Consider the following 16147-nt stretch of genomic DNA (forward strand, 5'->3'; position numbering starts at 1 on the left):
ATTATTATTGAATGATGACTTTCAACCTTTCTAAAGTATCCTGTCTTTTTATTTCAAGAATATACAACCCGTTGGTTAATCCATTTAAGGTGATTTTTTCCTTAAACGATCCCTCTCTCATGACTTTACCATTAAGGTTATATAATCTAAATGTTGTTGTTTCATGATTCGGAACTATGATATTAAGAATACCATTAGAAGGATTAGGATATATTTTTGTCTCTTGTTTTTCGATAGAAGATATATCTGTAACAATTGCTTTATAATTGGCTGTTACTTTCAAATCTTTATCTACGGTAACCGTAAACGGATTGTCTGTACTTACAACATTACCAGTCCAAGAAACAAACTCAAATCCTTCTTTTGGAGTAGCTGTTAAAGTCACCTGAACTTCGTAATCATAAGTCAGTTGCTCTGGAGATATACTTACTTCTCCATCTTCTGAAGTAATATCAATTGTAAAGGTTTTGATATCCCAAACAGCTGTTACTTCCATATTTTCGACTACAATTGTCGTCTCATCGAATTGTTCTCCAGCACTATTTCCCCAATACTTGAAAAGTTTTGCTGGATGTATAGGAGTTGATGGTAAGTCTACTGTTCCATCATCTTTAGAATACTTGACTACTGTATTTTCGCCATCGTTAAAGGTGACTGCGTAGCTATTACTTGTTCTTGATAATTCAAAATAATCAAAATCAAAACCATAGCTTAAAGTACTGAACCTTATAACATGTTCTCCTTTTTCTAAATAGAAGTTGCCTACTTTTTCTGTGATAAAGCTTGTTCCTGTGTAAGTCAATGACTTATTGGAAATCAGCTGAATCCCTTCATCATGTAGTGATACTGATAACTGTTGGTAAGCTGGAGTTCGGCGTGTTTGATGATTCACTTCTAAATCATAGTTTCCTGATTGTTCTACGTTTATCGTAAATTCCAACCATTCGTCTGCCTTAATATCTCTTACTTTAGAGCCATCAGAACTAATATCTACCATCTCATCTGGTCTAAACGACGATGAGTTTTTATTGATCTTATCCCAGTAGGCAATGTCTATACCACCATGATCATAATGCTCAAATTCTATTTTTCCTGGAATAGTATGAGGTTGATTATCATCTGTATATGCCCATTGATTCGGTGTAAGAATAGTTAATACTCTTTCTTCTTTTACTCCTTCATTATCCACTGCTTCTAATCGCACCAAATAAGAAAGATTATTCATATCCGTTAACTGTGGTATAGAAGACCATTTATAAGGAGCAGAAGTTAAAGTACCCACATTTACATCGTCTACAAATAATGAAACTTCTTTGTAATCTGCACCTACAATTGCTTCAACATCTATACTACTTCCTTTTGTAAATTCTTGATTGTTTTCTAAGTTCAAGAAGCCAAGTCCGCGGTTTTCGTCTGCTTTTACTGCAATTTCTTTTTGTGCTTTATTGGTATTATCTGCCTGAAGCGAATGTTCTCCATAGGTTAGTTTACTACCATCGCCAATGTATAAAGTAACATTAGCATTTTCTAATTCCTCTTCGTATCGAACAATTGCAAAGTGTCCGTCAAATTCAATTCCAAGGTCTTGAATGGTCACCGTACTATTATCGTCTTCTTGGCAAAGGATATAATCAACAACTATTTTGTTACCAATTTGTGTTTTCACTTTTGCTCCAACCACAACTTCTCCATTGTATAAATAGTCTACCGATTTGATACTTGAGTTAGTTGATTTACTTGGTTCAAAGATATGTACATAAGGTTTATCCCAAGCCTCACCTTGCTGACGAATCGCCATAATTTGAGTTTTCTTATTGATATAACCTCCTCTAGCTTCACGAGTAGCAGGACCTAAAGCTTTAGTATACTCACGTGCTATTCCACCTGGAGCAAACATGTTCATATACGTATTAGTTTCTTCCAAATCAAAACGAATATGTACTGCATCTGTTGTTGAAGCGGTTGCTTTTGTATCTTCAAAAAAGCGCCAACCCGGAGATTTACGTAAGTCTCCAATATCATTTTGATAACGATCTGTAGCAGATACGCTCAAGGCATTGCCTTCCATGTCTACCAATTGAGTGGCATCCCCTAAATTGTGGTAGATGTAATCATGGAAATTGTTATCTCCTAAAGAACGTGAACGGAACATATCGAAATAATATGCAGTTGATTCACTTGTACGAATAGTACTTAATGTTCTCTTTTGTTCATCATTATTTACCTTATCATCTAAATATTGAGTAGCAAAACTAAAGTGAGGATGAATAGGATCTTCTAAGTGTCTTGGTTCTGCTGATTCATTTACGGTGGTATTCATCCATAAATAAGAATCTGAATTCCAAGCCCCTTGTTGTATACCGTGTGTTGTACCATTAACAATCATGGTATTATTACCTGCATGTCTCCAAAAATATTCGATATGTTCAGGAATTTTTCTTTCGGCTAATGTTTTAGGTAAACCTGCATTTGCAGCCATTATATATCCTGCTCCATACAATTCCATAGTAATACCTGTACAGTGAGAGTGTACATAATGTGCTCCACCAATAATACCACAAAGACCATAATCTTCATTTTGTTCTTCGGCATCATTACGTTGTAATGCTACACCAGCGTGTTCTACAATTACTGTAGGTTTTTGGAAATCGATTTCCCCCTGAATATTTTTTGGAATATCTATACCCCAGAATAACTGTTCGAATGCTGAAAAATGATCAAAAACTGAAATGGATACTGAAGGATCATAACCACCATTAGCATCATAAATTTGTCTTAACGCAATTTTTGCCTGTTGAATATGCTCATCAAAACCTCTTCTAGTAGCAAGGTTTAAAGTATACAAGTATAATTCGTCTGTCTTATCAATATCACGATGGGAATCTCCATAACGTACAAAACGTCTATTGGGCATTCTTAGATTATCAAACAAAAAGTTACCATCTAAAATATGCATGTTGTCCTCCATTACGTTAAGTTCTGGCTTTAAACGATCTACTAGGTTTAATATCAAAGTCACGTTTTGCATAAATCCATAACTCACTGCTTCAGGCCAAACTCCTTGGTTACCATACATTGGTAAGATAGACTTTGTAAAAGAATTTTGATGTCTTGTACCTACGTTCCAAAATACATCAAACATTCTTTCTCTTTCCTCATCATCTTCTACATTTAAAATACTAAATAAAACACCTGGAGCTCTTAATATCGGATGGTTACTTACCTCTTTCCCATATTTTGTATCAGCCCCTCCATGTTCGTGTAAGGCATTAGAGGCTATATTAAATACGGCTTTTTGTGCCTTTACATTATCAAATGCAATTTTACTACCTGAAGACTTTTGATAGACTTTTGTATCATCCTTTTTCAAATAATTTACCATAAAATCATAAGCAATGGCAAATTGTGCATATCCACATCTAGGATCATAAAAATGACTACCACTCAAAGCGGTATTATGAGGATATTTTTGAGCAATTTCTTCGATATAATACCAAAGAATATCAGCCGCAAATTGAGCATACTTTTCTTCTCCAGTGGTATAATACACCAAAGCAGCATAAGAAGCATAATTCAAAACTTTAGAGTGTTTAGAATTATTGGCCGATGCCTGAGATTCAGACAAGTTATCGTCTGCAGCCAACTCAGGAATAGTATTTAAAATAGCACTCGGATTATCAATATGAGTATTGACTTTTATATCGATACTACTTTTTGCTTTTTCGATAATTCTACCTGCCCACTCGTAGTTTTCAATTTTTGATAAAACTGTCTCCTTCTCGTCTGCAGTAGTCCAAATCACAGGATGTTGTAAGCTTTGTGCCATAGAGCTCCAAGAAGCAAGGCACAAAAACATTACTACAAAAATCTTATATATTTTCATTTGAATGATGATTTTATTCAAAAAAGAATATTCAACAAATATTATATTTTACCTGATTTCAAAGTGAAATTAGCGGTTTTAAAATCGGCACTTGAACGGCCAATTCTTAATTCAAAATCACCAATGCCCAGGTTTTTCTTCATATCTAACCCTGTATACTCTAACATCTTAGGTGATATTTTAAAAGATACTTGTATACTTTCACCCGGAGCTATTTCAATCTTTTCAAACCCTTTTAACTCTTGCATTGGTCTCACTACCGTACCAATCAAATCTTTGATATATAATTGTGCTACTTCTTTACCTTTTACATCTCCTGTGTTAGTAATTGTTACACTGGCTGTTAAGTAAGAATCCACTGTCATGTTTGAATCAGATAAAGTGATATCTGAATATTCGAATTGCGTATAACTTAATCCGTATCCGAAATCAAATAGTGGTGTGTTCTCTGCAAATAAATATCCTTTCTTATAGTTAATTTCTTTTTGACTGTAATGGAAAGGAATCTGACCAATTGATCTTGGTACTGTTACTGGTAGTTTTCCTGATGGATTTACTTGACCAAATAATACTTCAGCAATTGCATAATTTCCTTCTTCACTTAAATCCCAGCAATCTAAAAGGGCATCTGCTTCTTTAGCAAAAGTGTTAACCGATAATGTTCTTCTATGCTTTAAAACAATGACTACTGGCTTGCCTAATTTCTTTAATTCTAAAATCAACTCATCTTGTAAACCTACAGGATCAATGCTATCTCTATCGCCAAAAGCATGAGTAAAGAAGCCTTCTTTAGAAGTATATTCATCTCCACCTACTACAGCCACAATAACATCTGCATTCTGTGCCGTATTAATGATTTTTTGTATCCCTTCTTTTTGAAGTTTCTCCTCTGTTAATTCAGGAATCCCTCTTCTCTTATTTGTTAAATCAAATCCTTTTTCTGATACAAGCTGAACGTTTTCTCCAACTACACTTGCAAATTGTTCTTTAACTGTTTCATCTAAAGAAGGACCTACTAATGCTAGTGTCATGTTTTTGTTGCCATCTAATGGTAAAACGCCATTGTTAGTTAACAATACAATTGACTCACGGTCTGCTTCTCTGGCTAACGTTAAGTGAGCAGCTGTTCTAACTTCTTTCTTTGCTTTCTTTACTTTCACATATGGGTTCTCGAAAAGTCCTAAGATAAATTTAGTTCTTAAAACTCTTGCTGCTGAACGATCAATGTATTGCATCAATTCAGGGTTTTCTTTCACCATTTTCGGTAATAAAGCGTAAGCATCTTCTGCATAAAGGTCCACATCAACTCCGGCTAACAAACCTAATAATGCTGCTTCCTCTTGAGTTTCGGCTACCTTCATGAAGTAATGTAATCTTCCAATATCATTTGCATCAGAAACAACATAACCTTCAAATTTCCATTGGTCACGTAATACTTCAGTCAATAACCAAGGGTTAGCGTGACTTGCAATTCCATTAAGATCACCATGAGAAGCCATAATTCCTAAAGTATTGGCTTCTTTAACGGCAGCTTCAAACGGAGGGAAAATTTCATCAATTAAAGTACGAGGTGAAATTTCTATAGAGGCAAAGTTAGTACCTCCAGAAAGTTGAGCATAACCTGCAAAGTGTTTCGTTACAGCGCCAATATGAGTAGCACTTAATCCTTCAGTATCTCCTTGTAAACCGTTGACTGCATTAATGATCATTTGAGTAGTCAAATAAGTATCTTCACTAAATGCTTCACTCATTCTACCAAATCTTGGATCTCTTACAATATCTGCTTCAGGTGAATGTGTTAAGTGTAAACCTCTTAGTCTTGCTTCTCTACCAACAGCATCATATACTCTTTTTACTAACTCTCTATTGTAAGTTGATGCCATATTAATCGGACGACCAAAACTTGTACAGCCTTCTGCATCCACACCGTTATAAGATTCCGTTACAAAGAAACCTGGGATTCCTAAACGGCTATTTTCAATAATATATTTTTGTAATTGATTATTCAATTCAGCAGCTTCTTCTGGTGTATTATGCTCTCCAGGGTTTTTGATCCCCCCAATACCAATCGTTAACTTTTCTTTTACAACTTCAGAAAGCTCTAATTTTCCGTCTTCACTAAATTCCACTCCTTTATTAGCATGGAACATTCTCATTTGTGCCACCTTCTCTTCTAAGGTCATTTTTTTTAGAAGATCTTGAACACGACTTTCAATATTTGCTGTGGGTTGTTTATAAATTTCGACAATAGGATTATCTGTGCTCTTGAAACTAGATATTAGTCCAATACAAAATAATACTGCTATGACTTTTTGTAATAATCTTGACATATCCTTAAAAAATTTTACGTTTATTTTTTATCTGTTATTAAGTTTATTTCTCCTTAAACTTTACATCTTCTTTTTGATTGACTACTCTTTAAAGTAGTGTCATATGAGTCGAATACTTCCATACATTTCATTCCAAATCATTTCATCGGCCTTCATATATTGGCCTTATCAATAGTATCCGCTTGTTACAATTATAACAGAAAGTCAGTGTTTTACACCCGTAAAATAATCCATACTAAAGGTAAAATAGTTCAAATACGATTTAGAGTACAAAAACACTTGTTTCACTTCGGGTAGTCCCTGAAATAAAACAAGTGTTGTTTTGCGTATAGCATTTTTTACAATAAAGTATTCGATGCTTTAGTGTATTGAATGATGTAATTCCCCGATCCTAATTGCAGATTATTCTGATCAAAGTTGAGATCATTTAATGTAGTTCCTTTATTTGTTTGAATACGTAAACTCTGTTTTTCTTTTGCAGAAAGAACGATACTAGCGGTAGTATTGAAGGGTACTTTTAGATCCATGGTTAAAGTCTTTCCAGACATTTTCCAATCATTTTTTATAGCTCCATAACGTGTGGGTACAGCTACATTTGCTGAAGTTATTTGATTAGGAAAAGTAGGATCAACAGTGAATTTTTTATAACCTGCCTTTTCATAAGATGATTTAATTCCTCCGATACTTTCATAAAAGTAGGCTGAAAAACCACTATGCATTGGATGGTTTAAAGAATTGGTTAATCCCTTCATGGTTTCCCATTCAAATTGCCTTTCCGGCCAAGTAGTAAACCCGTAATTCATTACATAAGTTTGACTTGGGAAGGTAGGAATGGTAAGAATTTGATAAGCCAAGTCTGCTCTATCGTATTTACTTAAAACAGAATAGATATATCTATTTCCGTGAATACCCGTTGAATGATGCCCTCCTTTTTCTTTTTGAATATCGGTCACTAATCCTTCTAATACTTCTGATAGGTTTCCTTTATCGACCATTCCAAATTGGAGTGCCATAACCGTTGCCGTCTGACTACCATACCATTTATATTCCCCTTTTTCTTCTAGGTAAACTTTATCAAAAGCAGCTTGTAATTCTCTTTGTTCTTTTTGTAGCTGATTGGCGTATTGTTTATCATCTACCAAGGTGGCAAACTTCTTCATTATACCTAGTATATCATAAAAATAAGCATTGGCTGATACTACCGGATGACACTCCATAGCTGAGGGGTTATTTTTTCTATCCCATCTAGGCGGACACCAATCTCCCATACCATTATCAATAATTCCTCTTTCATTTTTGAAAGAAAGATAATAATCCGTTAGTCCTTTCATATCTTGATAGTATTCTTTGACTATTGATGAATCACCGTAGTAAACATAATGATAATAAGGTAAGTAGATGGTAGCTACCCCCCAATCTAATTTTGCTATGGATGATGTTCTTTTTCCGGGAGCAATCATTGTTGGCACTAAAAACTCAGTCTTTGAATGATATCCTTTCACTTTCTTCCTCTGTGTACGAATATCCTCCATGTACTTTTTGTAAAAATGATCTAACTCGTAATTGTATAAAGCATATTCACAAAACGCATGGGCATCTCCTAACCAACCGCATTTTTCTCTATGAGGACAGTCTTCTGGAATACCGTGCATATTATCTACAATGGTCCATTTACTGATGGAATGCATTTTATTCAATAAAGAATCTGAACAAGAAAAACTACCTCTTTCTTGCATGTCTGTTGCGACTAATACCCCTTGAATAGTTTCTTTTGTAGGTGGATTTGAGAGACCTGAAAACTTGGCGTATCTAAAACCATGGTAAGTAAATTTAGGAGACCATTCTTGATCCTTTTTTCCATTACTGATGTATTTAAGGTTTTGTTTTAAGCCATTGGCTCCTCCTCCCGTAGTACCCAAGTAAATGTCTTTTCCATCTTTTGTAAGTGCTTCCGTCAAGATTACATCAATCAATTTTCCTTTCTCTTCAGTCACTTTGATTGCTACCCATCCTGCTATATTTTGACCAAAATCTACAATCCAATCACCATCAGGTGCTTTAAATATTTGACTAGGTTGTAAAGTTTTAAGGGCTCTAATTGGAGGCATTAATTGTGCACTTATTTTTGATACTTTGGGGTTTTCGATATTGGATTGATTCCAATTTGAAGCATTGAAATCTACTGTATTCCATCCCTCAAAAGCATATCTTGCATCATACGTTTCTCCACCGTATACATTATCAAATACAATGGGTCCTGTAGAAGATTTCCAATTTTGATCGGAATAAATTGTAGTAGAAGTATTATCGGTATAAGTGATATTAATACGTAGTTTAAAACTTGGCTTTCCATACGATAAATCTTTTTCAGATTCTGGATCGCGTTTCCAAGAAATATTCTGTCCGTAAAAACCATTACCTACAATTGATCCAACTACATTTTTCCCTTTATTTAATTGATTGGTCACATCATAGGTGACATAATAAGCCTGTTTATCATAGTTGGAAGGGGCAGGATCTAAAACATGATTACCAATTTTTTCACCATTCATGTACAACTCATAATATCCTAATCCGCAAATGTATGCTCTAGCGCTTTGTACTTCTTTTTCAAGATCAATTTCATTTCTAAAGTATCCTGCAGGCTGACTTTTTACCATTGATGCCTTAGACATTTTACCTGTTTGATACGGTCTTGCGGCATGTTCTGAAGTTCTATTATCCATTACAGAAAGCCATTTTGCTCCTTCCCATTGTGCATTGTTTAAGATACCCATTTCGAATGTACCCACAGGAGACCAATCGGATGCTACTCCTTGTTCATCCCAAATTTTCACCTTCCACCAATATTTTTGGAAAGGTTGAAGTGGTTTTCCGTTGTACTTGATGTAGGAAGAACGGTTAGTCATAATTTTACCGTTGTTCCACACATCTGCATTTTCATCATTCAATTTTTCTATTGAACTAGCAACTACTATTTGATAAGCAGATTGAGATTTGTTTTCGCCCAATACGTCTACCTCCCAAGAAAAAGTAGGTTGTAAATTATCTAACCCTAAAGGGTTGACTATTTCATCACATTTAATAGATTGAAATTGAATGAGTTGACTTTGATCTTTAATCATTGGACTGCATCCAAAAATTAATATCCATAGAAATATAAAATATAAGTTTTTCATCATTTGATATTTTATGTTGGTTTAGCTTTTCAACAGAATGAAGTATTAGAAATATATTCTTATCTATCAATTCTGTGTATTATCATTTTATTGGATTAAAAAAAGGCTATCTCAAACAATTATGAGACAGCCTTTTTAGTGCTATTGTTATAGCTAATTCTCTCACCAGAAATTTGGTAAATGAGAAGAGCTATCTATCAAAATTATTTCATCTTTCGACTTAATAAGGAGCGTATCTTACATACCCATTGATTTGATGACCCATACCATTTGTAAAGATATAGTTGTGTAAATCTACACCTCTACCTTTAGAAGTACCAGGCATATTGGTAGGTGTATCACCAGAACCAATTCTATCAATTTTAGTATTAATTCTCATCGATTGGTTGAACAATCTTTTATGAATTTCAATTACTCCTTCTTCACCTTCAACAAGTGTTTGGTAGTAGAAGAAAAAGTCATTTTTAGGAATATCCGTTTGGCTTAATGCCTCCGTTACAGTATGATATTTCAAAACTTTTTCTAATCTTTCAACTTCAATTTGATCCAATGGAGTATTGGCATCACCTGTCATATCCGAAATCAATTGTCTATTTCCTCTAAATGCACCATTACGTAACAAGAAGAAAGTTTTATTTGTATTAGGATCACTATATACTTCTTCCATTCCTGTTAGAGTAATAGTTTCTAAAAGGTATTCAAATTGAGGTACACCATCTGCATCATTGTAAGTTGTATCCGCATTAATCATTTGGATCCACTCCAAAGCATTCATCCCTGTGGGTTGATTGCCTGCTGGTTCAGGAACATATTGCCATTCTCTTTGCAATTGCAAATCACAACTAACTGCAATTAAAGCAAACCCAGCTAGTAAGAATAAATTGGTGAATTTTTTAAATATATTTTTCATTTCATTCAAATTTTTAGTAACCAGGAGTTTGTGTAATGTTAGGGTTGTCTACTAAGTGTTGGAACCAAATTGGGAACAATAATTTATCATTTTGTTGTCCATTAATTGGGTTCATTACTTCTACCACTTTGTTGTTTCTACGTAAGTCATTCCATCTCTTACCTTCTCCTAATAATTCAAACTGACGTTCGTCTAGAATTACGTTGATCATCGCTTCTTGTGAAGGGTAATCTGATAACACAATTTGAGGTAAATCACGGTTATCACGGATTCTGTTAACGATGTCTACAGCTTTTGATAAATTACCTAAGTGAGCTTCAGCTTCTGCTAACAATAATAGCATACCTGCATATCTATACACAACAATATCAGTATCGTCATCTAATGCTGGGTAGTTAACAATGTTATACTTACCATATCTTCTTTCGCCAACTTCCTTATCTTTTTCGATCAACTGTACATAACGGTAGTTATCACCATAAATCGTTCTTCCCTCTTCATTTTTAGATGAAGGAGTGAAGTTAGGATACTTTGCTTCCCAAGCTACAGAATCTGTTGGGAAAGTTGCTTCCCATTTTTCTTCTAATGCTTTTGAAACAGCGTAAGCAGGAACACCAGGCCAGAATATTTTGTAAATATCACCTTGTTTTAAATCTTGCTCTAAGTTATAAACAATAGAGAAAATTAATTCAGGACCAGTTTCCATTTGGTTAGATGGTAGACCCGCTCTTTCTGGTTCGTTTCTGAACAATGCGTGGAATGCTTCTGCATTATTTACCAAAGTAAATTCACCCATTGCCTCTAATTTATCAAGTACTTCTTTTGCTTTACCATACTCACCAATGTGCATGTAAACTTCTGCCTGAAGACAGTAAACACTTGATTTAGAGAATGTAAAACGATCTGTCGGATTAGCAATTAACTCCTCAGCTTTAAGCATATCAGGAATAACCACTTCATTCATAATTTGATCTCCTGAAGTTTTCTCACGGAAAATATCATCTTTTAAGCTTTTAGGAACTTCTACATAAAGAGGTACATCACCGTAAGCTCTAACTAAATCAAAGTAAGCAAATGCTCTTAATGCATGAGCTTGACCTAATTTACTGTTAATATCACCTGTAATGTTTGGAATATTATTGATAGCCAAATTAGCCTTCAATATCATATTATACATTTCACCCCATCCACCAACTTTTTCGTTTTGATCCGTAAGATCATTACCTGTCAATTGAATCGGTTCTACTTTTTCAGCATTTGGAGCAGCATCAAAGTTATCTGATCTTAATTCACCCCAAATAAAGTATTTTGAAGCATATGCATCTTGAGCGGCATCATAAATTGCGGCAACTCCTGAAGCAGCATCAGCTTCTGTTTTCCAAAACTGATCTACTCCAATTTGACTTTCTGGTTCTACATTCAAAAGGCTATCACACCCAACAAAAAGGGACATTGGGATCAATAATGAAACCCCCAAACCAATCTTTCCTAATATTTTCATTATAATTTATGTCTTTTTAGTTTACTTATTATTAAAACTGTACTTTCAAGCCACATAAGAACTCTCTAGAAAGAGGGTATCTTAAGTTATCTAAACCTGGTTGAAGTGCATTACCGTTAGTTCCTAATTCAGGATTGTATCCATCGAAGTTAGTCCATGTAAATAAGTTGTTACCTGAAACATAGAAAGATACATCAGACATAAAGCTTACTTTGTTCATTAGACTTTTTGGAAGAGAGTAGTCTAAACGTACTGAACGTAATTTAATAAAGTCTGCTTTACTTAACCAGAAAGTATTTGGTCCTAAGTTGTTTTTAGAAGCTGATTTAGAATACAAAGTAGGGTATCTTGCAATATCACCTTGTTCGTACCATGCATTTTCAATTCTATCAGGACCTGGAACTACTGTAGTTACTAATCTTTGGTTTCTTGTTTGATCATATTTCTTGTAGATATCATTACCAAAGTTGAAATCAAATAAGATTGAAAGCTTAATTCCTTTATAAGTAAATTCGTTGTAAAGACCACCAAATAATTCTGGTAAACCATTACCAATTACTGAACGGTCATTATCTGCATCAATGTTGAAGTCACCATCATGATCTTGCCAGTGAACATCACCACCTAATAAAGTACGGTTTTGAACCTTTAACTGATTCACTTCACCTGTATATTCTTGACCATCCAACTCATAGTTTTGGAAGTTACCTTCATCATCAAAAATTGGAGTCAATTGCTTACCATTATCATCAAATGCATTCGATTCGTCGTATTGGAAAACACCTAACGCAGTGTAACCATAGAAATCACCAATTGAACCACCTTCACGAATAATGTAATCACCTTGAATGATTTGACCATCTTTCTCTGCTAGTTTCACTACTTCGTTTACGTTTGTAGCAATGTTAAAGCTAGAGAACCATTTGAAGTTTGTTTTGTTGATAATGTTAGCACTGATGTTAACTTCAATACCACTGTTCTTAATTTCACCAACGTTACTTCTTACACTCTTAAAACCAGTTTCTTGAGGTAATGGAACGCTGTACAATAAGTCTGAAGTTAATTTCTCGTAGTAATCAAAGTTTAAATTGATCTTATCTTCGAATAAACCTAAATCTACACCTACGAAAGCTTGTTGAGTTGTTTCCCAAACTAAATCTGGGTTACCCATTTGGCTTACACCAATACCGTTTACACCGTCATAAAAATAACCTGGTCTGTAAAGAGTTCTACTTTCGAAGTTAGGGATTCTTTCGTTACCGTTTTGAGAAATACCACCACGAATCTTCATGTTAGATAATACAGGCTTAAGTGGTTCCATAAAGAATTCATCACTGATTCTCCAACCTACTGTTGCACCTGGGAAGATACCGTACTTGTTGTTTTCACCAAATCTTGATGAACCATCACGTCTAATTGTTGCAGTAAATAAATATTTACCTTTAAAATCATACGTTACACGGCTATACTGAGAAACAATTGAGTGTGCTTCAGCTTCAGTTCTAGAAGCACCAGCTGTTAACTCAGCAACGTTATTAAATGTACGGTTGATATCGTTGTTAAATGAGTTCGATTCAAATCTTGCATATTCATCGTTCCATCTTTGGATTTGCATACCGGCCATGGCAGAAATATTATGATTTCCGAATTTCTTTTGCCAGCTTAAATAGTTCTCATGTTGGAAACTGAAATCATGCTCAGTAGTTTGGCTACCCGATGGAGCTCTACCTAATGGTTGAACAATTGTTGGGTTGAAGTCATTATTTCTCTTGAAGTGAACATCAACACCTAATGTTGATTTAAACGTTAGTGACGGTAAAATTTGGAATTCTGCAAAAGCAAAACCTTGACCTCTATATCTTCTTCTTCTTCTTTCTGTAAATAATGTCTCAGCAAGAATGTTTTGTTGACTTGATGTTTGAGGGATAAAAGTACCATCAGCATCTTGAACTGGTAGATAAGGGAAGTGAGTAGAAATCTGACCAAATACAGCACCTGTATTCAAACCATTTTGCTCTGAGTAAGAACCCATGATTCTCGCTCCTGCCTTTAACCAATCTGTTGCTTTAAAGTTAACGTTTAAAGTAGTATTGTATCTTTGATAATCTGAGTTATTTACTACACCATCTTGATTTAAATAACCCGTATTCCAATAGAAGTTTGCCGTTTCAGTACCTCCGCTTAATGATAAACCAAATTGTTGTCTTTGCGAAGTTCTAGTAATCATATCTTGATAGTCATAATCTTGATTATAAATCGTTGATAAAGAATCTAGAGGACTACCATTAGGATCGTTACCTTTTCTAGCATCTGCATAAATTTTTGCTTGTCTAGTGTTAGACACTGGAATTTTTGAAGCTAACGTACTCCATCCTTGAACGAAACTAGCATTGATTTTTGTTTCACCTGACTTACCTGATTTTGTAGTAATAATTACAACACCATTGGCAGACTTTGAACCATAAATAGCTGCAGATGCACCATCTTTTAATACTTCAATAGATGCAATGTCTTCTGGGTTAACACTGTTAATGTCTTCCATTTGCTGACCATCTACAACATATAAAGGACCTGTACCACTATTTAATGTTGAAGTACCTCTAATTGAGATCTCAGCTCCTGCACCAGGACCACCGTTTGAAGTAATCGATACACCTGATAATCTACCTTGCATACCTTCTAATGCTGATGTTGGTGTTGCCTGTGTTAATTCTTCAGATTTTACCGAAACAATACCACCAGTTACATCTCTACGATTTTGTTTACCATAACCAATTACAACAACTTCATCTAGTTGTTCTAAATCTGGCTTTAATTGAAAATTAATTGAAGTTCTACCTGAAACTGAAACTGTTTCGGTCTTATATCCTATAAAAGAGAAAGAAAGTTCAGATGCTGCTGGAGCCTCTAACATATACTTACCATCAATATCTGTAATAGTACCTTCTGTAGTACCTTGAATAATAACGTTAACTCCTGGCATAGCAATACCATCATCTGCAGTTACTATACCCGATATTGTTATTGTTTCTTGAGCTAATATCTCCATGCTGCACGCCAGTACGAACACAAACATTAACAAGAGTCGTTGTAAAATTTTATACTTCATAGTTATACGTTTTCATTAGTTAGCAAAACTAATCTCTATAGATTGAGATCTTAGATTATCTAATTAAGAGTGTTAAAAAATAATAGTTAGCATACTTCCCTAGCTTATTATATACTAGGTGGTATGACAATGATTGTGGTAAATAGCTTACCTGTCACTTCTGTACTTTAACATTGCATTTTTTAAATTCCATTTCATACGATTTTCATTATTTAAAAAAGTGAACAACAAAAAGTCATTTTACTTATCAATTTTTCTTCTCTTTATACCGGTATATAATAGGACTCTCAGAACGTATTATCATTTCTATAATATGTTCGTCAAGTACCCATCGTCGAAAAAATAAGTCCTTGATGACGACTTAAAATAAGAGATTAAACGCCGAAAAATGATCTCAAAAAGAAGTAAATTCGTCCAAAAGGTATTATTTAACCCCTTTAAAAGACGATTTTATTGTTAAATCAACACTTTTTAAATGAATCTAAATTCAATCGTTGTATTAGGTCTCGTCACTACATAGTTCAAATAATTAAATTGTTAATTAATATTCATTATCAAATTTAACATGTGGAAGTATAATACATGTTAAGATTCATTAACCAATTTTTATTCCAAGAGATCTTTCAAAAGAGCTAGCTATGAATAATAAATATGGATGTGTAAGATTATGAATAATATAAAATTATTAATAATACATAGAATGAAAAAATAGGATGGCTGAAAACTTTACTGCATTAACAAGATTAATTTTTATAAAAGTTAAAATAACTGGGATGTAAAATCAATAACTTAACAAAAAAACCGATTGATATTGTTAATTTGTAGTTCATACTCATAAACAGTTGAACATTTACATTAAGAAAATAAGGTGATTCGTTTTTAGACTAATCAAGAAGACTGAATGAAACATATTTCTAATGAATGATGAATTATAAAAAGAGGAGACTTTTACTTAACGTTCAAACTTCCTAATTAAAATGTTCAATATTAGCTGGGAGTATTATTTATAATACCTTGAGTGCAATGAAAAATAAGTAAGGTATTTGTTTTCTCTAAAATCAATAAAATACTTTCTAAAAAAATGCCTTCTCTTTTCTCCAATTAATAAAAATTAGACCTTTTGATAAAACCTATTTAACACAAAAACAAGTAACGGTCATTTATAAACGCTACTTGTTTTTACTATTGAAACAACCCTTAAAAAGTGTTAATCAATTCTTTATTAGAGGAATACA

At 33.9% G+C, this 16147-nt stretch carries 6 protein-coding genes; all 6 read right to left on the reverse strand.

Annotated elements, in window-relative coordinates; translation table 11 throughout:
- Window positions 1–4: 4 nt before the first annotated feature.
- Entirely contained in the window at window positions 5–3883 is a 3879-nt protein-coding gene (locus tag NH26_RS23370; protein ID WP_084812355.1) for an InlB B-repeat-containing protein, read from the reverse strand.
- A gap of 41 nt (window positions 3884–3924) precedes the next feature.
- On the reverse strand, window positions 3925–6213 hold the full coding sequence (locus NH26_RS23375) for a glycoside hydrolase family 3 N-terminal domain-containing protein (protein ID WP_044217012.1): 2289 nt from the start codon (window positions 6211–6213) through the stop codon (window positions 3925–3927).
- A gap of 338 nt (window positions 6214–6551) precedes the next feature.
- Entirely contained in the window at window positions 6552–9392 is a 2841-nt protein-coding gene (locus NH26_RS23380) for a family 78 glycoside hydrolase catalytic domain (protein ID WP_242427368.1), read from the reverse strand.
- Window positions 9393–9612: 220 nt separating this feature from the next.
- Entirely contained in the window at window positions 9613–10302 is a 690-nt protein-coding gene (locus NH26_RS23385) for a fasciclin domain-containing protein (RefSeq protein WP_044217016.1), read from the reverse strand.
- Window positions 10303–10315: 13 nt separating this feature from the next.
- Entirely contained in the window at window positions 10316–11803 is a 1488-nt protein-coding gene (locus tag NH26_RS23390) for a RagB/SusD family nutrient uptake outer membrane protein (protein WP_044217019.1), read from the reverse strand.
- Window positions 11804–11834: 31 nt separating this feature from the next.
- Complete coding sequence (locus NH26_RS23395; protein ID WP_052431684.1) at window positions 11835–14852, reverse strand: SusC/RagA family TonB-linked outer membrane protein; 3018 nt, start codon at window positions 14850–14852, stop codon at window positions 11835–11837.
- Window positions 14853–16147 lie beyond the last annotated feature (1295 nt).

The sequence above is a fragment of the Flammeovirga pacifica genome (assembly GCF_000807855.2).
GTDB classification, from domain to species: domain Bacteria; phylum Bacteroidota; class Bacteroidia; order Cytophagales; family Flammeovirgaceae; genus Flammeovirga; species Flammeovirga pacifica.

Coding starts and splice junctions, on each gene's coding strand:
- NH26_RS23370 (WP_084812355.1), bottom strand. CDS start 3,883: ATGAAAATATATAAGATTTTTGTAGTAATGTTTTTGTGCCTTGCTTCT.
- NH26_RS23395 (WP_052431684.1), bottom strand. CDS start 14,852: ATGGAGATATTAGCTCAAGAAACAATAACAATATCGGGTATAGTAACT.
- NH26_RS23385 (WP_044217016.1), bottom strand. CDS start 10,302: ATGAAAAATATATTTAAAAAATTCACCAATTTATTCTTACTAGCTGGG.
- NH26_RS23380 (WP_242427368.1), bottom strand. CDS start 9,392: ATGAAAAACTTATATTTTATATTTCTATGGATATTAATTTTTGGATGC.
- NH26_RS23390 (WP_044217019.1), bottom strand. CDS start 11,803: ATGAAAATATTAGGAAAGATTGGTTTGGGGGTTTCATTATTGATCCCA.
- NH26_RS23375 (WP_044217012.1), bottom strand. CDS start 6,213: ATGTCAAGATTATTACAAAAAGTCATAGCAGTATTATTTTGTATTGGA.